10 protein-coding genes are annotated in these 20,851 nt (G+C 69.9%); 1 reads left to right on the top strand and 9 read right to left on the bottom strand.

The features are described from left to right. The first annotated feature begins 2 nt into the window (after positions 1-2). The gene (locus tag ACWF9G_RS32335) at positions 3-1,391 is read left to right on the top strand and encodes a serine/threonine-protein kinase (RefSeq protein WP_452519929.1); all 1,389 of its coding nucleotides are present in this window, start codon (positions 3-5) and stop codon (positions 1,389-1,391) included. A gap of 7 nt (positions 1,392-1,398) precedes the next feature. On the opposite strand, the gene ACWF9G_RS32330 is transcribed toward ACWF9G_RS32335, so the two are convergent. The 9 genes from ACWF9G_RS32330 to ACWF9G_RS32290 all read right to left on the bottom strand — a co-directional run bounded on the left by ACWF9G_RS32330 (position 1,399) and on the right by ACWF9G_RS32290 (position 20,680). After that, positions 1,399-2,313, bottom strand: a complete 915-nt coding sequence (locus ACWF9G_RS32330; protein WP_452519928.1) for a dioxygenase family protein — start codon at positions 2,311-2,313, stop codon at positions 1,399-1,401. A 121-nt stretch (positions 2,314-2,434) separates the two neighbouring features. After that, positions 2,435-2,854, bottom strand: a complete 420-nt coding sequence (locus ACWF9G_RS32325) for a PIN domain nuclease (RefSeq protein WP_379305311.1) — start codon at positions 2,852-2,854, stop codon at positions 2,435-2,437. Further along, positions 2,851-3,069, bottom strand: a complete 219-nt coding sequence (locus ACWF9G_RS32320) for a type II toxin-antitoxin system VapB family antitoxin (RefSeq protein WP_452519926.1) — start codon at positions 3,067-3,069, stop codon at positions 2,851-2,853. Before ACWF9G_RS32320 ends, ACWF9G_RS32325 begins: the two co-directional genes overlap by 4 nt. A 95-nt stretch (positions 3,070-3,164) precedes the next feature. After that, complete coding sequence (locus ACWF9G_RS32315; RefSeq protein ID WP_452519925.1) at positions 3,165-4,256, bottom strand: ABC transporter substrate-binding protein; 1,092 nt, start codon at positions 4,254-4,256, stop codon at positions 3,165-3,167. A 49-nt stretch (positions 4,257-4,305) separates the two neighbouring features. Continuing rightward, complete coding sequence (locus ACWF9G_RS32310) at positions 4,306-5,094, bottom strand: ABC transporter permease (RefSeq protein ID WP_379305306.1); 789 nt, start codon at positions 5,092-5,094, stop codon at positions 4,306-4,308. After that, entirely contained in the window at positions 5,094-5,912 is an 819-nt protein-coding gene (locus ACWF9G_RS32305; RefSeq protein WP_452519923.1) for an ABC transporter permease, read from the bottom strand. Before ACWF9G_RS32305 ends, ACWF9G_RS32310 begins: the two co-directional genes overlap by 1 nt. Then, on the bottom strand, positions 5,909-6,922 hold the full coding sequence (locus ACWF9G_RS32300) for an ATP-binding cassette domain-containing protein (protein WP_452519922.1): 1,014 nt from the start codon (positions 6,920-6,922) through the stop codon (positions 5,909-5,911). Before ACWF9G_RS32300 ends, ACWF9G_RS32305 begins: the two co-directional genes overlap by 4 nt. Further along, positions 6,919-20,142 (bottom strand): amino acid adenylation domain-containing protein, encoded by a 13,224-nt coding sequence (locus ACWF9G_RS32295; RefSeq protein ID WP_452519921.1) that lies wholly within the window; start codon positions 20,140-20,142, stop codon positions 6,919-6,921. Before ACWF9G_RS32295 ends, ACWF9G_RS32300 begins: the two co-directional genes overlap by 4 nt. Before the next feature lie 115 nt (positions 20,143-20,257). Next, entirely contained in the window at positions 20,258-20,680 is a 423-nt protein-coding gene (locus ACWF9G_RS32290; RefSeq protein ID WP_452519919.1) for an AMP-binding protein, read from the bottom strand. Positions 20,681-20,851: the final 171 nt, after the last annotated feature.

Here is a 20,851-nt window from a genome sequence, read left to right as displayed (position 1 = left end):
CGATGCGAGAGCTACCGTCCGGCACGGTCGTCGCCGGATATCGGATCGAGCGACGGCTCGGGGCCGGTGGCACCGGCGCGGTGTATCTGGCCCGGCATCCACGCTTGCCCCGCCACGACGCGCTCAAGATCATGGCGGGACCGCGCAGTGCCGTCGGCGGGTTCCGGGATCGATTCCGGCGGGAGGCCAGGCTGGCTTCCCGGCTCGACCACCCCAATGTGGTGGCGATCTACGACAGCGGCGAGGACGGCGACCTGCTCTGGATCGCCATGCAATGCGTCGACGGACGCGATGCCGCCGAGCTGGTCCGGGAAGGCGGACTGCCCGCGGAGCGGGCGATCGCGATCGTGGCCGCCGCGGCGCGTGGTCTGGACGCGGCGCACGCGGCCGGTCTGCTTCACCGCGATGTGAAGCCCGCCAACATTCTGGTGACCCGGGACGATCGGGTGCTTGTCGCCGATTTCGGGATCGCCAAGGAAGTCGGCGACACCACGGCGACCGGCACAGTGGCCGCGACGCCCGCGTATGCCGCTCCCGAACAGATCACCGGCGGCCCGCTGGATCGCCGCGCCGATGTCTACGGTCTCGGTGCGACGCTGTATCACCTGGTGACCGGGCAGGTGCCCTATCCGCGCGAGACGACCGCCGCGATGCTGCACGCCCAGTTGTCCGCACGGCCGCCACGCCCCAGCCGAGCCGCGCCCGCGCTGCCGGTCGCGCTGGACGCGGTGATCGCGCGGGCGCTGGCCAAAGATCCGGCGCAACGGTACGCGAGCTGTGGCGAATTGGCCGAGGCGGCGCGGGATACGCTCGGCGGCACGTCATTTCGCCGGGTGCGCCGGATTCGGCAGGCCGCTGTCGCGGCAGTCGCCGTGCTCGCGGTGACGGCAACGCTCGTCGCCGTCGGTTCCCCCGGCGGCGCACCCGCGACGACGGCTGCCGTGCAGCCCACCACGCGGCTTCCCGTGTCTCCTTGGGGCAGTTCGGATTTCATCGTCGCCGCGTTCCCCGAGTTGCTGCCGTCCGCGCCGTCTGCGCCCGGCTACCTCGGCCTGACCTGCGCATCGGTCGACGACGCGCAGCAGCCGGCGATCGTCTGCACCGGCGACAACGAGACAGTCTGGTGGCTCATGGTGAAATGCCGCACCGACCGGTCACCGCTCGGGCGGGCGGCCACGCAAGCAAGCCGGGATGAACTCGAAACCTGGACGCGAACAGCGAGTTCGGGAACCGCGGTATTCCGGACGAACCCCGACCAGTACCGAACACAGGTCGGGAACATCGAGGTCCGCTTCGACAGCCCCGACCGCGACTTCTGTGAGCTCCAGGCCTACGGCCTGACCACCGGCCGCGAACTCTACGAGCAGTGGTGGCCGACGGCCCCGGTCTAGCGCGCTGTCAGCGTGGCGCCGGGCCGCCGGGCGGTGGTGAACCGTCGGGGCCGCCGCCGGGCATCGAACCCGGGGCTCCGCCGCCCGGAGGGGATCCGGGAGAACCGTTGCCGGACTGGGCGTTCTGTGACTTCTCGGCGACACCGACCGTCAGGGAGACGGCCATGGTGGTGGCCGGAGTTCCGGTGACGGTGGCCAGTTCGGCGTCCCAGCCGTCGCCGAAGACATTGTCCGAGGACAAGCTGACGCCGGATATGTTCTCGATGCTGGCCGAGTAGCCGGAGTCGGCGGCGAAGACGGACTCGCAGGCGTCCTGGGGGAGGGCGATCTGGGAGGTGAGGCGGGCGTTGTCGCCCGCTACCGCGGTGGCGAGGGAGTCGTAGACCTCGAAGTGGATGTGGGGCCAGCGGCCCGCGTAGCAGGCGGGGAAGATCGAGGTGAAGCGGACGGTGCCGTTGTCGTCGGCTACCTGGACGCCGCGCAGATAGTTCTGGTCGGTGACGCCTTCGCTGTAGAGGGAGTAGCGGCCCTCGCGGTCGCAATGCCAGACGTAGACCGCCATGCCCGCGCCCGCGGCATTCTTGGTGAGGTCACGCAGGTTCAGGGTGAGAGTCATCGGAACACCCTGGGCGACACCGGAATACGATCCGAAACTGCGGGTGATGTCGGAGCGCACCACGCCCGACTCGATCAGGACATTGGGGCCGTTGGACCCGTCACCAGGGTAGGGGCCCGCTGTTTCCTGAGGCGCCGCTGCCGGGATCGCCGAGTCCGCCGCGGTGTCCGCGGCGACACCCGAGTCCGTCGCCGCCGCGCAGCCCGCCGCCGCGGCCGCCACGCCCGCGGCGCCGATCATGCCGAGCACCCGCCTGCGCGACATCACCCGCAGATCGTGCCCGAGTCCGAGGTCGTGGTCGTCCATGCTGCTCCTTCGCTCATACCGTGTCGTCGACGACGGTAGGCGCGGGCACTGCGCCGGAGCTGGGAACACCCTGGGGGTTCGCTGGGAGCCCGGCGGGGCTGGGACCCCGGCTTCGGCGAATTCACGGGGCGTCACAAGGCGTGACAAACGTGACCGGTTGTCCGGTGACGCGGGCCACGGCCGTGAAATCCTTGTCGTCGCAGAGGATCGTCAATCGGTGATGCTCGGCGGTAGCGGCGATGAGCAGGTCGACAGGCCCTGCCGACCGATGCAGACCCTGTTCGGTCATCAGTTGCTGTACTTCGGCTGCGCGTTCGACGACGCGGTCCGGCATGGTGACCCAGCCGAAAAGGTCGCGAAGATGTCGTTGCCGCTCCAGCCGGTCTGCCAGCGATCGGGCCGAGTAGAGAAACTCCAGCTCGACGATCGGGCAGATCGCGACCACACCCGCGGTCAGCTGGTCTGCCCATGACTTCCGGTACGGCTCCGTAGCGATGCGGAACAACCCTGACGTGTCGACGAGGTAGATGGCCGGCGTCACCGACGGTAGGCGGACTTGTTGCCGAGGTACTCGTCGAAGTCACCGCGGTCGGCCATCTCGCCCAGAGCGGCGAGAGCGCGCATCCGTACGAGACGCTGGCCGACCTCGCGCAGAGCCGCGTTGACGGTGTCCTTCTTGGTCTTGGTGCCGAGAACCTCGGCGGCGATCGCCAGTGCTTCCTGGTCGATCTCGATCGGAGTCTTGGATGTTCCCACCGCACTCACCTCGTCGGATATCCGATGTTCCAGCCTTGGATATCCACGGTATCACTGGGGCCGTGACGGTGGGTCGGTGCGACCGACGCTCCCGGTCAGTCGGTGACGTAGCCGTTGAGGCTGTTGCGCAGGTCGGTGAGGACGGCGCGGGCGGCGGTGAGGCCGGTGGTGTGCCAGATGCTGTCGTCGACGGCGAAGACGCGGCGGTCGGTGGAGGCGCTGAGTTCGGTGAACTGGTCCGAGCGCAGGACCTGTTTGCCGTGGTCCTCGCCGGCCTTGCCCGCGAACATCACGTAGATGAGGTCGCCCTCGGCCTTGGTGGCCAGGTCGGCGGCGCCGATGTCGAAGGAGGTGCCGCGCTGGGCGGTGGGGCGCTGGACGCCGACGTCGGACAGGACCTGGGCCGCGAAGGTCTCGCTGCCCTGGACCTGGGTGGTGTCGGCGGTGAAGCGCAGCACCGAGGCTTGCGACTGGCTCGCGTTCAGCGTTTTGCCGAGGTCACGGGCCTCGGTCAGGTAGGTCTGCAGGGCGGTGTCGGCGGCGCCGCGGCGGCCCATGCCTGAGGCGTAGGCCGCGAAATCGGACTGCCAGCTACCACCGGTGCCGACCAGCACGGTCGGGGCGATCGCGCTCAGCGCCTCGTAACCACCCGCCGGGGCGACATCGCCGAGGATCAGGTCGGGCTTCAGTTCCGCGATGCGCGCGGGATCGGGCTGCCCGATCGGGCCGACGCTGGGTACCTTCAGCACGCCGTAGCCCAGGTACATCGGCTGCGGGCGTTCGCCGTCGAGGGTGACCGCGCCGGCGACCCGCTCCCACAGGCCGACCGCGCAGGCCGCGTCGAGCGCCGAACTGGTGAGCACGACGATGCGCTGCGGGTCGGCGGGGACCTCGGAGACCCCACCGGCATGGGTGACCGTGCGGGTCGCGCCCGCGGCGGGATCGGGTGCGCTCGGCAGCGGGCAGGCGGTCGCGGTGTCCCTGGCCGCGCCGACCACGCCCGCACCGGCGATATTGGTCGTGGTGCGGATGATCGTGCTCGCGTCGTCGTGCTTGTCCGCGCAACCCGCGGTGACCACGGCCGCGCACAGCAGCGCGGCGACAGCGACGATGCCGCGTGAGCGGGCGCGGCGGCCCTGCTTCGCGGTGCGACGGAATCGGGTGCCTTCTCGGGCGCTCACCGGCATGCGCACGAGGGTACTGCGTGGCCGCTGACGTGGGCGCCGCGGCCCGATCTCACTGCCTGCTCGCGCGCCGGAAGCCGATGGTGGCAGGCACGGCGAACAGCACGAGGGCGCCGAACGACCAGAGCAGGGTGAGGATCAGGGGGCGCGCGATCGGGCCTTCGTCGGCGAGCCCGCGCATGGCGTCGACGGCGACCGACATCGGCTGGTTGCGCACGATCGGCTGAATCCATGTCGGAAAGGCGACCAGCGGGACGAAGCCGGTGCTGAAGAACATCATCAGCGAGGTGACGAGCGTAATGGTCTCGACCAGTGAGGTTTTCGCGGTGAAGACGGCGACGGCGGTCACGATCGTGGCGAACGAGAGCCCGAAGATCACCGGCACCAGCAGGAAAGCGAGTGTCGCCCAGGGGCCCTGGTGGAAGCGGAAGCCGAGCAGGAAGCCGACGATCAGCACGGCCACGGTGCCGAGCACGATGCGGCAGCCCTCGGCGAGGATGCGTGAGACGAGACCGGAGGCCCGGTGCACCGGCAGCACCCAGAACCGGGCAAGCAGACCGGCTTCTCGTTCGCGGCCGAGCAGGACGCCGCTCGCGACGGCGCCCGAGAGGGCGCCGACGACGGCGACCATCGGGACCGAACCGTAGAGGGCGTCGTCACCGGTGAACTTCTCGATCTGACCGCCGACGACGATGTCCAGCATGATCAGCAGCAGACACGGGATCAGCAGCGTCTCCAGCACGGTGATCGGACTGCGTGCCCAGCGCACCAGCAGGCGCTGCGTCTGGATCAGCGTGTGCCGGATCAGCGAAACCGGCGAGGTCTCCGAGCGCTCCAGCATCACGCCCTCCTCGAACCGAGCCGGATGGCCAGTGGCAGGCAGAGCAGCAGGGTGCCCGCGGCCCACAGCAGCGGTGGCCCCATCAGCGACCAGCTCACCGTCCCCGCGTTGCCCGCGGTGTCACCGGCCAGCGCGCGCAGCGCGATCGCGTATTGCGAGACGGGCTGGTTGCGGACGAACCACTGGATCCAGCTGGGGAACTGGCTCGCCGGTGCGAGACCGGTCGAGAGCATGCCCAAGATCAACGGCGGCAGCACGAGTAGCTGCGATGTCGCCTCCGGACTCTTGGACGCGGTGCCGATGACATCGGCGCCGAGGGTGAACACGATGCCGATGACCAGCGAGAACGCCAGGAACCCGAGGGTATGCCACGCGTCGAGCCGGAAGCGGAAGCCGATGACATAGCCCGCGACGACCGCCCCGGCCAGCGCGATCGACGCCCGGAGTATGTTGGCCGACATCCGCGCCGCGACGGGAACGAGCGGGCGCAGCGGCATCGAGCCGAAGCGGCGATTGAGACCGGCCACGGCATCGCTGGCCGACCGGAAGGCCGCCGAGATGGCGGTGAACGAGGCGGACTGCAACACCACCAGCGGCATCATGTACTGGGCGTAGCTGCTGAAACCGTTGCCGGAGAACATCATCACGGTATTGAGCGGGATGTAGAAGCTGGCGGCGAACGCCAACGGCGCCACTATCGACATCAAGACCTCCCCGGACTTGACCGAGGGCACGATCAGCCGTGTGGTCAGTACCCACCACTGCTGCACCGTGTCCGGCGTGGCGCGAACGTGGGTGTGCCACAGGGTGGCCGTCATGAGGCGGCCTCCGATTCGCTCTCGGCCGAGGCCAGATGGCCGGTGAGTTGCAGGAACACCTCATCGAGCGACGGGCGCCGCAGGGCGATGTCGACGAGTTCGATCGCCGCGTTGTCCAGCCGCCGCAGCGCCTCGGCGAGCGTCTTGGCGCCATCCGGAGCGGGAATGGTGATGCGATCCGACTCCGGTGTCATCGCCGCCAGGATCTCCGCGGGCAGCAGCGAGCCGAGCGCGGCGGCGATGGCGGGCAGGTCCTCGAGATCGAGCGGGACGATCTCGCAGTAGCTGCCGCCGATACGCTGTTTCAGTTCGTCCGCTGTGCCCGCGGCGATCACCACGCCGTGGTCGATCACGATGATCTGATCGCTGAGCGCATCGGCTTCCTCCAGGTATTGGCTGGTGAGCAGGGTCGTGATGCCCTCTCTCTTGAAGCTGCGCACCAGATCCCAGACCCCCTGCCTGCTGCGGGGATCCAGGCCGGTGGTCGGCTCGTCGAGGAAGACCACGTCCGGGCGCACCACCAGTCCGCAGGCGATATCGATACGTCGCCGCATGCCGCCCGAGTAGGTGCCGACCCGCCGGTTCGCCGCTTGGTCGAGATCGAATTCGCTGATCAGTTCTTTGGCGCGGGCTTGGGCGGCGGGTTTGCGCATCCCCATGAGCCTGCCGAACATGACCAGGTTCTCGTAGCCGCTGAGCATGTCGTCGAGGGCGGCGTATTGCCCGGTCAGCATGATGCATCGACGGACTGCCGCCGGGTCGGCGACGACATCGTGCCCGGCGACCACCGCGCGGCCGCGATCGGGCGTGATGAGCGTCGAGAGGACGTTCACCATGGTCGTCTTGCCCGCGCCGTTGGGGCCGAGGATGCCGAGCACCTCACCGGGCGCCGCCACGAAGTCGACGCCGCGCAGCGCGTGCACATCGCCGAAGGATTTCTCGATCCCTTCGACGACCACGCCGCCGGAGGTGGCTGTCGGGCTCTGGATGACAGTGCGTTCGACGCTCATATCCGGTCTCCTGCTTCCATGTGCTCGTCGAGTACCGGCGAGATGACCGACAGTGCATGGGGATTGGTCATCTCGTCGTGGGTCACGTCGACATCGCAGGTGACGATGTCGCCGGTCACGTAGGGCCGCCAGCCGTCCGGGCCCATCCAGGGGGAGGGGTCGACGGTGGCGCTGAAATAGAGGATGTCGCCGTGGTAGACCGGGCGCTGATAGCCGGTCCGCGTCCCCGCGGAGGCGTTGTAGGAGCCCGCCATGCGCTCGATGGTGGCGGCATCGATGAGTTCGACGCCCCCGAGTTTCGCCGTGATGAGGTCAGCCGCTTCCGCGGCGGTGGCGTCGGCGGGGACATTGTCGATGCCGAAGATCGAGCCGAAGGTGTTGATGAAGGCGCCCGGTGACAAGCGCTCGATGGTGTCGCCGTCGATATCGGCGGTATCGGTGTCCAGCAGCGCCACCACGCCGACACGCTCGCCCGCCGCCGCCAGTTCGACCGCCATGGCCTGGGCGATCAGACCGCCGAACGACCAGCCGAGCAGGTGATAGGGGCCGCTCGGTTGCACCGCGCGGATCTCGCGCACATACCGCCGCGCGAACTCCTCGATGGAGCGGGCCGAGGGCTCGCGGCCGCTGAGGTCGGGCGCTTGGAGTCCGTAGATCGGCCGATCCGGTGCGAGCTGTTCGGCGAAACCCAGGTAGCTCCAGGACATTCCGGAGGACGAGTGGACGCAGAACAGTGCGGGTCGATCGCCGCCGAGCCGGATCGGCAGCAGCACATCGAGACCGAGGCCGGCTTGTCCGGCAGTGGCCGGTTCCGCTGCCGCCGCCGTCTGCGCGGCGAGGGCGGCGGTTTCCTCGGCCGCGGCCGTCTGCGCGGCCGGAGTGGCCGCGAAGTGCGCGGCCGCGCCGAGGGCTTCGACCCACAGCTGGGCGAGTTCGGCGACATCGCTGCGGGCGAGCAGGTGTTGCGGGTAGCCGAAGTCGGCGCGCAGCCGGTTGCCGACCACCAGGGCGTTCACGTCGATCGCCTGCATGATCGGGATCTCGGGATGCTCGTCCGCGCGCAGCTCGCCGAGGTCGTCGGTGGGCAGCCAGCCGAGACCTTCCAGCCCGGCGGGGACCTCGGCCGTCGTATGCCTGCCGAGATAGTTCACGAGGATCTGCCCGGGGAGCCGCTGCGGGAGCTGGGCGGCAGTCTCGGGATCGAGGTAGCGCAGCATGCCGAAGCCGATGCCCTTGTCGGGCACCGCCAGCAGCTGGTGTTTGACCGCGCGGATCGCCGCGCCCAGGGCGGGGCCGCCGGCGAGCGCGTCCTCGACGTCGATACCGGCGAGGTCGAGGCGCACCGGGTACAGCGACGTGAACCAGCCGATGGTCCGCGACAGATCGGCGCCGGGTACGACTTCCTCCTGCCTGCCATGGCCTTCCAGCCGCAGCAGCGCCGAATGCTCGTCCACACCGCGGCGCGCCCGCCAGCGCACGAGCGCCAGTGCCATGGTGGCGAGCAGCGCGTCGGTGACGCTGCCGTGGAACAGCCTGGGCAAGGTGGTGAGCAGGGCGGTGGTGACGTCCTCGTCGACCTCGATGTCGAAACGGCGCACGGTGTCGGCCCGATCGATCGCCGGATCGAGGGGCCGGTCGCCGAGCAGCGGGTCGGGACCGCCGACAACCTGCTGCCAGTACCCGAGCTCGGCCCGGCGCTGCTCGCCGCGCGCCTGTTCGGCCAGCGCGTGCGACCAGCGGCGCAGGGAGGTGCCGACGTCGGCGAGGACCGGGGTGTTGCCGACCGACACCTGCGCCCACGCACCGATCAAGTCCTGCACCAGGATTCGCCACGAGACGCTGTCGATGACGAGGTGGTGCGCGACGACGATCAGGCGGCCCGGCCTGGTGCGCGACCCCGCGTCACCGACCGGGTCGAGCCAGACGAACTGCAGCACGATCCCGTCGGCCGGATCCAGGCGGTGCAGGGCGGAGTCGAGCTCGATCTGGGCGTATTCGCGCAGTTCGACCGGGTCGGCCGCGTCGTATTCGGTGCGGTGCACGAGGGAATCCACGTCGACCGAGCCCGGGTCGGCCACCCGCAGCTGCCAGCCGTCCTCGGCCTGCCACAGGCGCGCACGCAGCATGTCGTGCCGGTCGATCACGGCGGTGAGGGTCTCGACGAGCCGCGCGCGCTCGATACCGACGGGCAGTTCGAGGACGGCGGTCTGGGCGAAGCGGTCGAAATCGCCGCCGCGCTCGATCATGTAGCGCACGATCGGGGTCAGCGGCAGTGCGCCGACGCCGCCGCCGGGCAGCTCCGCGAGCGCCTCCACCGCGCCCGCGGCGTCGACAGCGGCAGCGAGCGCGGCCACCGTACGGTGCTCGAACACCTGCAGCGGAGTGCAGTGCACACCGGCCAGTTTCGCCTGGGTCACCAGCTGGATCGCCAGGATGCTGTCGCCGCCGAGCGCGAAGAACGAATCGTCGATGCCGACCTTCTCGCGGCCGAGCAGCTCGGCATAGATCTGTGCGAGGACGTGTTCGGTCGGTGTCTCCGGCGCTCGGTACGGTGTCTCCTCGACCACGAATACGGGTTCCGGCAGGGCTTTTCGATCGAGCTTGCCGACGGCGTTGATGGGGATGGCGTCCAGGACGACGAAAGCGGCGGGGACCATGTAGGCGGGCAGGATGTCGGCCGCCTCGGCGCGGACCCGCGCGATGTCGAGGTCGGCGCCGGGTGCGCGCACCAGGTAGGCCGCGAGCGCGGTCGCGCCGGTGGGGCCGGGAACACCCAGTGTCACCGCGACATCGACACCGTCGAGGCGGCCGAGGACCGCGTCGATCTCGCCGAGTTCGATGCGCTGGCCGCGCACCTTCACCTGGAAGTCGGTGCGGCCGAGGTATTCCACGGTGAGGCGGCCTGTGCTTCGTGTCCAGCGCACGAGATCGCCGGTGCGATACAGGAGTTCGCCGGGGGCGCCGTAGGGGTTGGCGACGAATCGCGCGGCGGTCAGGCTCGGCCTTGCGTGGTAGCACCGCGCCAAGGCGGTGCCGGTGAGATAGAGCTCGCCGGCGACGCCGACGGGGACGGGGCGCAACCGGTCGTCGAGGACGAGGACGGCCGCACCGCGGATCGGCGTGCCGATGGTGACCGGTTCGTCCGCCGACAGCGGCGCGGACCCGGTCGCCCAGATGGTGTACTCGGTCGGGCCGTACAGGTTGACCATCGTCCGGCCGGACCGACCGCCACACCAGCGGGCGACCAGGTCGGGGCCGACCGCCTCGCCTGCCACCGCGAGCACCCGCACGCTCGACACCTCGGCCGGATCGATGGTGGCCAGCGCCGACGGGGTGATCACCATGTGGGTGACCGACTCGGCGTCGATCAGGTCCGCGAGTGGGGCGCCGCCGAAGACATCCGGTGGTGAGATCACCGAGGCGGCGCCGCAGCCGAACGCCATCAGGGCTTCGAAGACGGACGCGTCGAAACTCGGTGAGGCGACCTGCAAGACGCGGGAGTGCTCGTCCAGGCCGAGGTCGGTGCGCTGGGCCGCCACCAGGTCCGCCAGGCCGCGGTGGGTGACGGTGACGCCCTTCGGTGTTCCGGTGGAGCCGGAGGTGTAGATCATCCAGGCGGGGTTGTCGACGCGGATCGGGATCGGGAGTTCGGCGGCGGTGAGCGCGGCGTCGTCGGCTGTGCGCAGGTGTGCGGCGAAGTCCGGGTCGTCGAGGACCAGCCAGCGGGTGGTGTCGGGGAGCTTCGGCCGGAACGCGGCCAGGGTCAGGCCGACCTGAGCGCCCGAATCGGTGAGCATGTGCTCGATCCGGTCCGCCGGGTGTTTCGGGTCGACCGGCAGGAAGGCCGCGCCCACCTTCGCGGCCGCCCAGATGCCGGTGTGCAGTTCGGCGCAGCGGGGGAGACCCAGTGCGACCACGGTTTCCGTGCTCGCACCGGCTTCGATCAGCAGCCGGGCCAGCTGGTTCGAACGGGCGTCGAGTTCGCGGTAGGTGGTGGTCGCCGCCGACACCAGGGCGGGTCGCTCGGGGAAGGCCGTTGCGGTGTCCGTGAGCAGGCGCGGCAGTGTCGTGGTGCCCGAGGTGGCGGGGCCGCGGACCGGGATCAGTTCCGCGCGTTCGGATTCGTCGAGCAGGTCGATGTCGGCGAGGCGGACGTCGATATCGGCGAGCACGGCCGCGAGGACCCGCCGCCACCGTGTCGCGAACGCGCGGACCGTCGCGGCGTCGAAGAGGTCGGTCGCGTAGGTCAGGACGCCGTCGAAGCCCGCGGGGCCGGACTCGGAGAACTGCTCGCGCAGGTCGAGGGTGAGATCGAACGCCGAGGACCTGCGGTCGAAATCCTCGACCTCGAAACGCAGTCCGGGCAGTTCGAGCACCGGTTCGACATAGTTCTGCAGCGACAGCGAGACCTGGAAGAGCGGGTGGTGCGCGGTCGAGCGGGTGGGGTCGAGCACCTGCACCAGTTGCTCGAAGGGCACGTCGGCATGGGCGAACGCGTCGAGGTCGGCGGTGCGGACCGCGGCGAGCAACTGGCGGAATCCGGTGCCGGGGTCGACGGGTGTGCGCAGGGCCAGGGTGTTGACGAACATGCCGACGAGGTCGTCGAGCGCCGCTTCACCGCGGCCGGCGACCGGGGTGCCGATGACGAGGTCGTCGGTGCCGCCCAGCCGGGCGAGCAGGACCGCGAGCGCGGCGTGCACCACCATGAAGACGCTGACATTGTTGGCGGCGGCGAAATCGACGAGGGCGCGGTGCATCTGGTCGTCGATGGTGAAGTCGACATCGTCGCTGCGCAGGGACTGCACCGCGGGCCGGGGGCGATCGGTCGGCAGTTCCAGTGCGTCGGGTGTGTCGGCGAGGGTCTCGCTCCAGTACCGGATCTGCTGTGCTGCTACGGATTCCGCGTCCGACGGGCTGCCGAGCAGCTCGCGGTGCCACAGGGCGAAGTCGGCGTACTGCACGGCGAGTGGCGGCCAGGCAGGTGCGTCGCCCGCCGCGCGCGCGGAATAGGCGGTCACCAGATCGGCGGCCAGGGGCGCCATCGAGGCGCCGTCGGCGCTGATGTGGTGCACCACGAGAACGATGACGTGGACGGGGACGCCGTTCTGGGAACCGGCCGCCGGGGCGGTGAGCCGGAACAACCCGACGCGCAGTGGGGCTTGTTTGGCGAGATCGAATCCGGTGCCAGCCAGCTCGTTGATCCGATCGCGCAGCGGCGCACCGTCTTCGGTGTCGATCACGGGCAGGGCGGGTGTAGCCGTGTCCATGCCGACAACCACCTGACGTGGTCCTTCGGCATCGGCGGGGTATCGGGTGCGCAGGCTCTCCTGGCGTCGCACCACATCGGCGAGCGCGCCGCGCATGGCCGCCACGTCCAGGTCGCCGGTGAGGCGCAGTGCGATGGCGATGTTGTAGGCGGCCGAACCCGGATCCAGCTGGTTGAGCACCCACATGCGCTGCTGCGCGGGGGACAGGGGGATGCGGTCGGGGCGCAGGCGCGCAGCGAGGGCCGGGCGGCCGGGGCCGCCGTCGCCCGCGGGGACGACCCGGGACGACAGCTGGGCGGCGGTCGGCGCGTCGAACAGGTCGCGCAGCGCGATGGTGGCGCCGAGCGCCGAATTGACCCGGGCGACAACCTTGGTCGCGCTCAGCGAGTTGCCGCCGAGTTCGAAGAAGGACTGGTCGACGCTCACCCGGTCGGTGCCGAGCACCTCGGCGAACACCTCGGCGACGGCCTGCTCGGTCGGTGTGCGCGGCGCGAGGTACGGCCGTTGCGCGGCCGAGAAGTCCGGCACCGGAAGGGCTTTGCGGTCCAGTTTGCCGACCGGGGTGAGAGGGATGTCGTCCAGCACGACGACATAGGCGGGCACCATATAGCCGGGCAGTTCCGAGGCCACCCAGGCCCGCAGCCGCTCGGTGTCGAGGTCGACGCCCGGTACGGGCAGGACGTAGGACACCAGGACGGTCGCGCCCGCCGGGCCCGCGCGTCCGATGGTGACCGCGTAGTCGACCTCGTCGTCGCGGGAGAGCACCGCGTCGATCTCGCCGAGCTCGATCCGCAGGCCGCGGATCTTGACCTGGAAGTCGCTGCGGCCCAGGTATTCCAGTGCGAGCTCGTCGTCGTGCTCGACCCAGCGCACCATGTCGCCGGTCCGGTACATGCGTTCACCGGCGGCGCCGTACGGGTTGGCGACGAACCGGCTCGCGGTCATCTCGAACCGATTGAAATAGCCGCGCGCCAGGGCGGGACCGGCCAGATACAGCTCGCCCTGCATGCCGACCGGAACCGGCCGCAACCAGCCGTCCAGCACCACCACCTCCGCGCCGCGAATCGGCCCGCCGATGGTGATCGGCTCGCCCGCGACGAGTTCGGCGGGTCCGGTGGCCCAGATGCTGAACTCGGTGGGGCCGTACAGGTTCACCATCCGTCTGCCCGCCGCCCACTTCTCGATGAGCTCCGGGGTGGCCGCCTCGCCGGCGACCGAGAGCACCCGCAGCGCGGTCAGCTCGGTGGGTTCCATCGTCGCCAGCGCCGACGGGGTGATCACGGCGTGGGTGACCCGCTCGGTACGCAGCAGCGTTTCGAGCTCGCTGCCGCCGTAGACCTCCGGTGGTGACACGACCAGCCGTCCGCCCGCCGCGTGCGCGGTGAGCATCTCGAAGACCGAGGCGTCGAAACTGGGGGAGGCGACCTGCAATGCGCTCGCGGACGGATCCAGCGCGAGGGTTTCCCGTTGGGCGGCAGTGAGATTGGCTACTCCGCGATGGCTCAGCAGCACGGCCTTCGGTTTGCCGGTGGAACCGGAGGTGTAGATGAGGTAGGCGGTGTGGTCGAGGTCGATGGGGCCGCCGCGTTCGTCGTCGGTGATCGGCGCGTCGGAGACCAGCATGGCGCGGCGCATGGTGTTCAGGTCGTCGAGGAGCAGCCAGTCGATGGTGCCGGGCAGTGTCTCACCGGTCGCCGTCACGGTGACGCCGATCGGCGCCTTGGAATCGGTGAGCATGTGCTCGATCCGCTCCACCGGATAGCTCGGATCCAGCGGCACGAAAGCCGCACCCGACTTGACCAGCGCCCACACCGCGACCACCGACTCCAGCGACCGGGTCAGCGCGAGAACGACGAAAACCTCGGGCCCGACGCCGCGAGTCAGCAGGACCCGGGCGAACCGGTTCGACCAGGCATCGAGTTCGCCGTAGCTCATCGACAGCTCGCCCGCGGTGACCGCGATCGCGTCGGGATCGATGCGCGCGCCCGCCGCCAGGATCTCCGGCAGCGTCCGCATCGGCAGCGACCGCGGGCCGCGCACCGGCGCCAGCGTCCCCAATTCGGTATCGTCGCAGTACTGGAGCTGCGAGACGAGGACGTGCGGATTCTCGGCGAGCTGTCCGAGCAGCCGGGCGAACCGATCCAGGAATGACTGCGCGGCAGCGTGTTCGAGCTGATCGGCCATGAATTTCACGGTGATCCGCAGGGAGTCGCCCGCTCCGGCGGTGCCGCGCAGCGGAATCACCATGAGATTGAGCGGATACGGCGTCGCGTCGGTGCCTTCCACGTCGAGCACGCGCATGCCCGCGATGTCCAAGGCCTGCGACAGCGCTTCACGGTCGATGGGATAGGACTCGAAGACGGTCAAAGTGTCGAACAGTTCGGCGAGGCCGACGGCGCGGTGGATCGCGGCAAGGCCGACGTGCTGGTGGTCCATCAGCCGCGCCTGCTCGGCCTGCACGCGGGCCAGCAGGTCGCTGACCTTCTCCGCGGGGTCCAGTGTCACCCGCACCGGGACGGTGTTGATGAACAGCCCGACCATGTCCTCGACGCCGGGCAGCTCCGGCGGCCTGCCGGAGACCGTGCTGCCGAACACCACATCGGTGCGGCCGGTCAGCATGGCGAGCAGCATCGACCACGCCGCCTGGACCAGGGTGTTCACGGTCGCGCCCGCCTCGCGCGCCGCGGCTTCGAGCACGGCGACGGTCTCGGCGGACAGGTCGTGCGAGATCATCGCGGTCTCGGTCGACTCGATCCCGGCCAGGGTGGGGACGGCGCGGGTCGGGGTGTCGATACCGGCCAGCGCCTGCTTCCAGGCGGCGATCGAAGCCTCGGCGTCCTGTTCACCCAGCCAGGACAGGAACTCCCGGTACGAGCGGGCGGGCGGCAGGACCGACGGGTCACCCGAGGTGACATACAGCGTGAGCAGTTCCCGGACCAGCAGCGGTGTCGACCAACCATCCAGCACCAGATGGTGATTGGTCATGATGAGCCGGAATTCCCCTGGTGCCGTGCGGATCAGGGTGAAGCGGACCAACGGGGGCCGGGTGAGCGCGAAGCGGGTCAGCGCGTCGAGGGCGATGATCCGGTCGAGTTCGCGCGCCCGCTCCTCGACGTCGGCGATTCCGGTGAGATCGACGTCTTCCCAGTGGATTTCGGCATCAGTGAGCACCAGTTGACGCGGGCCGTCGTCGGTCTCCACGAAGGCGACCCGCAGATTCTCGTGCCGATCGATCAGTGCCTGCGCGGCGCCGCGCAGGCGGGCGGCGTCGACGGTTCCCGCCAGGGTGAGCAGCGATTGGACCGTGTAGCCGTCGGCGGTGTCGGAGTCGTAGAGCGCGTGGAAGAGCAGGCCGTACTGCAACGGCGACAGCGGCCACACGTCGGCGAGGTTCGGGTAGGTCCGTTCCCAGGTCTCGATCTGCGGCTGGTCGACCGTGACGAGTGCGAAGTCCGAGGGGGTCCGGCCGCCCGAGACGCCGCTGCGCGCATGGGCGGCGAGGGCGTCCAGCGCCGCCGACCACAGGTCGGCCAGCTCGCGCACGGCGGTCTCGTCGAGCAGTCTGCCCGCGTACGCCCAGGTGACGTCCAGGCCGGCGTCGGTGAGGACGGCATTGATGTCGACGACGGCGGCCAGCGGTGCGCGGTCGTCGTCGGTCGCCGCGAAGCGTTGCGGTACCCAGGCGTCGTGGCCGCCGGTCACCGCCCTGCCCAGATAGTTGAAGCTCAGCTGGGGAGTCGGTGCGTCGGCCAGCGTCGCGGCCGTCTCGCTGTTCAGGTAGCGCAGCAGGCCGAAGCCGACACCGCGATCGGGCAGCGCGCGCAGCTGCTCCTTGGTCGCCTTGATCGCCGATCCCGCCGCGCGGCCACCGCCGAACGCGTCGTCGAGGTCGAGTCCGGCCAGGTCGACGGCCACCGGATACACGCTGGTGAACCAGCCGACCGTGCGCGCGACATCGGCGCCGGGCAGCAGGGACTCGCTGCGTCCATGGCCTTCCAGAAGCATCAGCGCGCCGGTGCGGTCACGCCACCGGCAGACCGCCATCGTCAGCGCGGCGAGCAGGACATCGTCCGCGCCACAGTGGAAGTGCTCGGGCAGGGTGGTGAGGATGGTGTGGGCGACATCCGACGGGACCGTCGACTGCCACTGCGCCATCGTGTCGACGACATCGAGAGCCGGATCGAAGGTGCCGGTGCCGAGTGCCGGGTCGGGTGTCGCCAGAATGCGCTGCCACACCGGTAATTCGTCGATCCGTGCGGCAGCCTGCTCCAGCTGGCCGTGCGCCCAGCGCCGGAACGAGGTGCCGACCGGCTCGAGGGTGCCGCCGAAGGCCGCGGTCGCCAAGTCCGGCAGCAGGATTCGCCAGGAGACACCATCGGTGACCAGGTGGTGCAGGACCAGCCAGCACAGCGGCTGGGCGTCCGCGCGGTCGATCAGCACGAAGCGGGCGACGACACCGGCGCCTGGATCGAGCAGATCGGCGGCGTGCTGCACGGCGCTGTCGATCGTGTCGTCGAGATCGGAACCTGCCTGCACCACCTCGATCAGGGCATCGGCGTCGACCGAATCAGGTTCGGCGACAATCCATTCCCAGCCGTCCTCGCCGGCGCGCAGGGTAGAGCGCAGGAGATCGTGGTGGTCGATCAGTACCTGGAGTGCGGCGGCCAGCGATGCTCGCGTGGTGCCCGCGGGCAGGCCGATCAAGACCGCCTGGCTGTACCGGCCCCACGTGTCACCGTGTTCGAGCATGGCGCGCACAATCGGGGTGAGTGCTACGGGGCCGATACCGCCACCGGGCAGCTCGTGCACCACGTGGACCTCGGTCTCGCCCGCCACGGCCGCCAAGGCCGCGACCGTCTTGCGCTCGAAGACATCCCTGGCGCTGAACGCGATCCCGGCGGCTTTCGCGCGGGAGACCAGCTGAATGGAGACGATGCTGTCGCCGCCGAGCGCGAAGAAGCTGTCGTCGACCCCGACCGTGTCGAGTCCGAGGACCTCGGCGAACAGTGCGGCGAGTGCTTCCTCGCGCGGCGTGGACGGTGCCCGGCTGGTGACCGTGCGGGCGCCGAAGTCCGGTGCGGGCAGTGCCTTGCGGTCGACCTTGCCCAGCGGCGTGAGCGGGACACGGTCGAGCACCATGACGACCGACGGCACCATGTAGGCCGGGAGCTGTTCGCCGACAGCGGCTTTCACCGCTTCGGGATGCACATCGACGCCGGGTTCCGTCGTCACATAGGAGACAAGCGCGGTCGCGCCCGAGGCGGTGTCGACACCGAGGGTGAGCGCGAAATCGATGGCGGGCAGGCGTTCCAGGGCGGCGTCGATCTCGCCGAGTTCGATCCGGTAGCCGCGTACCTTCACCTGGAAGTCGCTGCGGCCCTGGTAGGCCAGCGTGAACCGGCCGTCGTCGTCGGTCCACCGCACCAGATCGCCGGTGCGATACATCCGCTGACCGGGCGCGTGGGGATCGGCGACGAATCGGCTCGCGGTCAGTCCGCTGCGCCGGTGATAGCCCCGCGCCACGCCGGGGCCCGCGAGGTACAGCTCACCCACGGTGCCCGCGGGGACGGGACGCAACCAGGGGTCGAGCACCAGGCCGGTGACACCGCGGACCAGGCTGCCGATCGTCACCGGTGCGCCCGGGATCAGCGGCTTTGTCAGTGTCGTCGTGATGGTGGTCTCGGTGGGACCGTAGCCGTTGATCAGTGCCCGGCCGGACCACTTCGACACCAGCTCCGGCGGGCACGCGTCCCCGCCGACGACAATGGTGCGCAGGTCGGGGAGCGTTTCCGGATCGAGCGAGCCGACAACCGCGGGCGTGACATTGAGATGGGTGACGCGATGCGCGCGCAGCACCTGCGCCATCTCCTCGCCCGCGTATGCCGCAGGCGGCACCACCGCGAGGGTGGCGCCCGTCGCCAGCGTCACCAGGATCTCCTCGACGGAGATGTCGAAACTCGGTGACACCGCATGGGCGACCACCGATTCCGCATCGACCCCGAATCCTGCCCCTGAGCTGGCGACGAGATTCGCCAGACCGCGGTGCGACACGAGCACGCCCTTGGGCAGGCCGGTCGACCCGGAGGTATAGATGACGTAGGCGACCTGATCCGGATGGATCGGGGCCCGCCGTTCGGCGTCGGTGATCGGACCGGCGTCCTGGGCGGCGATGAGCAGGGCGGTCGCCTCGTCGTCGATCGAGCGCCAATCGACACTGTCCGGCAGTGACTTTCGTGCCTCGGTGACGGTCAGGCCGGTGACCACGCCGCTGTCGCCCACCATGTGCTCGATCCGGTCGGCGGGATAGGTCGGATCGATCGGCACGAACGGCGCGCCGGTCTTGGCCACCGCGATGGTCGCGAGCAACGATTCGGCCGATCGCGGAATCGACAGCGCGACACCGTGTTCAGGGCCTGCGCCGGCTGCGATCAGCACGCGGGCGAGGCGGTTCGAGTACTCGTCTACCTCGCGATAGGTGAGTGTCTCGCCCGTGCCCCAGCACAGAGCCACCGCATTCCGGTCGATGGCGGCGCCCGCGGCGAGAATCTCTGGCAGCGTGCGGGATCCGACACTCGCCGGTCCACGTGCCGGCACCGACACGGCCTGCTCGGCGGCGGAAAGGACAGGCACCGTCGACAGCGGCGCATCTGGACCCGCGAGGAGGAACCGGTGCAGGAACAGCAGGAACCGCTCGTGGTGCGCCGTCAGATCGGCTTCGCTGTAGAGGTTTCCGTTGCCCTGGAGGTCGATGTGGGTGCTCTCACCGCCCACCCCGGGATACACATTGACGAACAGGTCGTCGATCAGGCCGGAGGTGAGCACGTGCAGCCGCCCGACGACCGGGCCGAGCGCGATCCTGGTGTCCACCATCATCAGATTCACGGCGGGACCGAACGACGCCGCCTCGTCCATCGCCCAGCCGAGATCGCGGACGATGTCCTCCTGCCGGTAGCGCTGGCGGCGCAGCGCGCCGGTCAGCTCACCCTGCACGGCGAGGATCGCGGCGCCCACCGTGGTCTGGGGTGTCAGGGTGACGCGCAACGGGACGACATTGGCGAGCATGCCGCCCGAACGGCGCAGCGTCGCGGAGGTCCGCGCCGACACCGGCAGGCTCAGCACGACCTCCGAGGCGCCGGTCATCGCGGCGAGATAGGCGCCGAACGCGGCGACCACCGTCGGCGCGGCACCGGAGTTCACCGCCGCGGCGACGGAATCGAGCAGCGCGGTCGTCTCCGCGGGCAGTGCGCCCGCGACGCGGTTGGGGTGGGCGTCGACCTCGGCGTCGCGGCCGGCGAGATTCACCGGGTCGGCCATTCCGGCCAGGTGCTCGCGCCAGTACTGGCGATCGGCGTCGAAACGGGCCGAGGTCCGGTAGGCCAGATCGGCCTCCACGATCTTCTGCAGCGGTTCGGCCTTGCCCGGCGGCGGCTCCCTGCCGTCGAAGGCGGCGTTGTAGAGCTCGCCCGCCCGCTGGACCAGGGCCAGCGCGCCCATGCCGTCCAGCACGATGTGATGCATCCGCACGTACCAGAACCAGCGATCCTCGCCGACCCGCAGCATCGCCAGGCGGATGAGCCGGTCACGCATCACATCCAGCGGTGCGGTGTACTCGGCGCGCATCCAGGCGTGCGCGGCAGGCTCCGGGTCGGGCTCGGACCGGAAATCGAGCTCGAGGATGTCGGCGTCGAGGCTCAGGTCGACGAGCTGATGCGGCTGACCGTCGATGTCGATCAGCCGCAGGTAGCCGGTGCCGAACTCGCGGCCGGTGCGCCGGACGGCCTCGGTCAGCAGCTCGAGGTCGATCGGGCCGGACAGTTCGACGTACTGGGCGATGGAGATGGGGGTGTCACCCGCGATGTGCTGGGCGAACCAGATCCCACGCTGGGCGGCGGACAAGGGGAAGGCGCCGTCGCGTGCGGCGGTGCCCGGTCCCTGCAGGGAAGACTGGGTCATGAGCAGACCTGCGTTCTCATGTCTCGAGCTCGGTATTCACCATGGGTCCGGCGACCCGCTGCGTTCCGCGATCTAGGTCCATTCTGAACCTGTGCGGACCGGACCGGAATGGGTTCTACGAGACCGCGGCCAGATCCCTGGTGGACAGCGGCGCGTCCGAGCTGACCAGATAACGCTGGAGTGTCGAGCGATCGTCGAGGACCAGCCAGTCGACGACGTCGGTCTGTTCGGGCCGGTCGGCCCGGGTGGTGATGCCGAGGTAGGCGCCGAAGACGAACTCGTCGTCGGCGACGGAGACGGGCACGGCACCGATCTTGCGCACCGCCGCCTCGGCGACGATCGCCTCGGTCGCGGCGCCGACCGCCAGCGCGATCCGGGCGCCCGCGGTGGCGCCGCGGCTCAGCAGCAGTCGCGCCAGCCGGTTGGCCCAGCGATCCAGATCGGCATCGGCGAGGTGGCCATCGGTGGCGATCGGGGTGGACTGCCGACGGGGCAGCTGGATGACGTTGTCGGCGATCGCGGTGGTCATCGTGCTCATCGTGGTGTCCCCTTGGCGCTGGTAGGAGGTGCTTTTCGTATGCCTCTACTGTCGTCGCCGGGCGGGGACTCCGACAGCGACCCCAGCGTTGGGGGGTAACCCCCCGGGGGGTGCGTTTCCCACCCCAAGGTGGTTGAACCCGTGGTGGCGACGCGGACGACGCGTCGCCAC

Source organism: Nocardia sp. NPDC055029 (genome assembly GCF_053608525.1).
The sequence above is the reverse complement of the archived record's forward strand: the minus strand, read 5'-3'. Positions and strand labels throughout refer to the sequence as shown.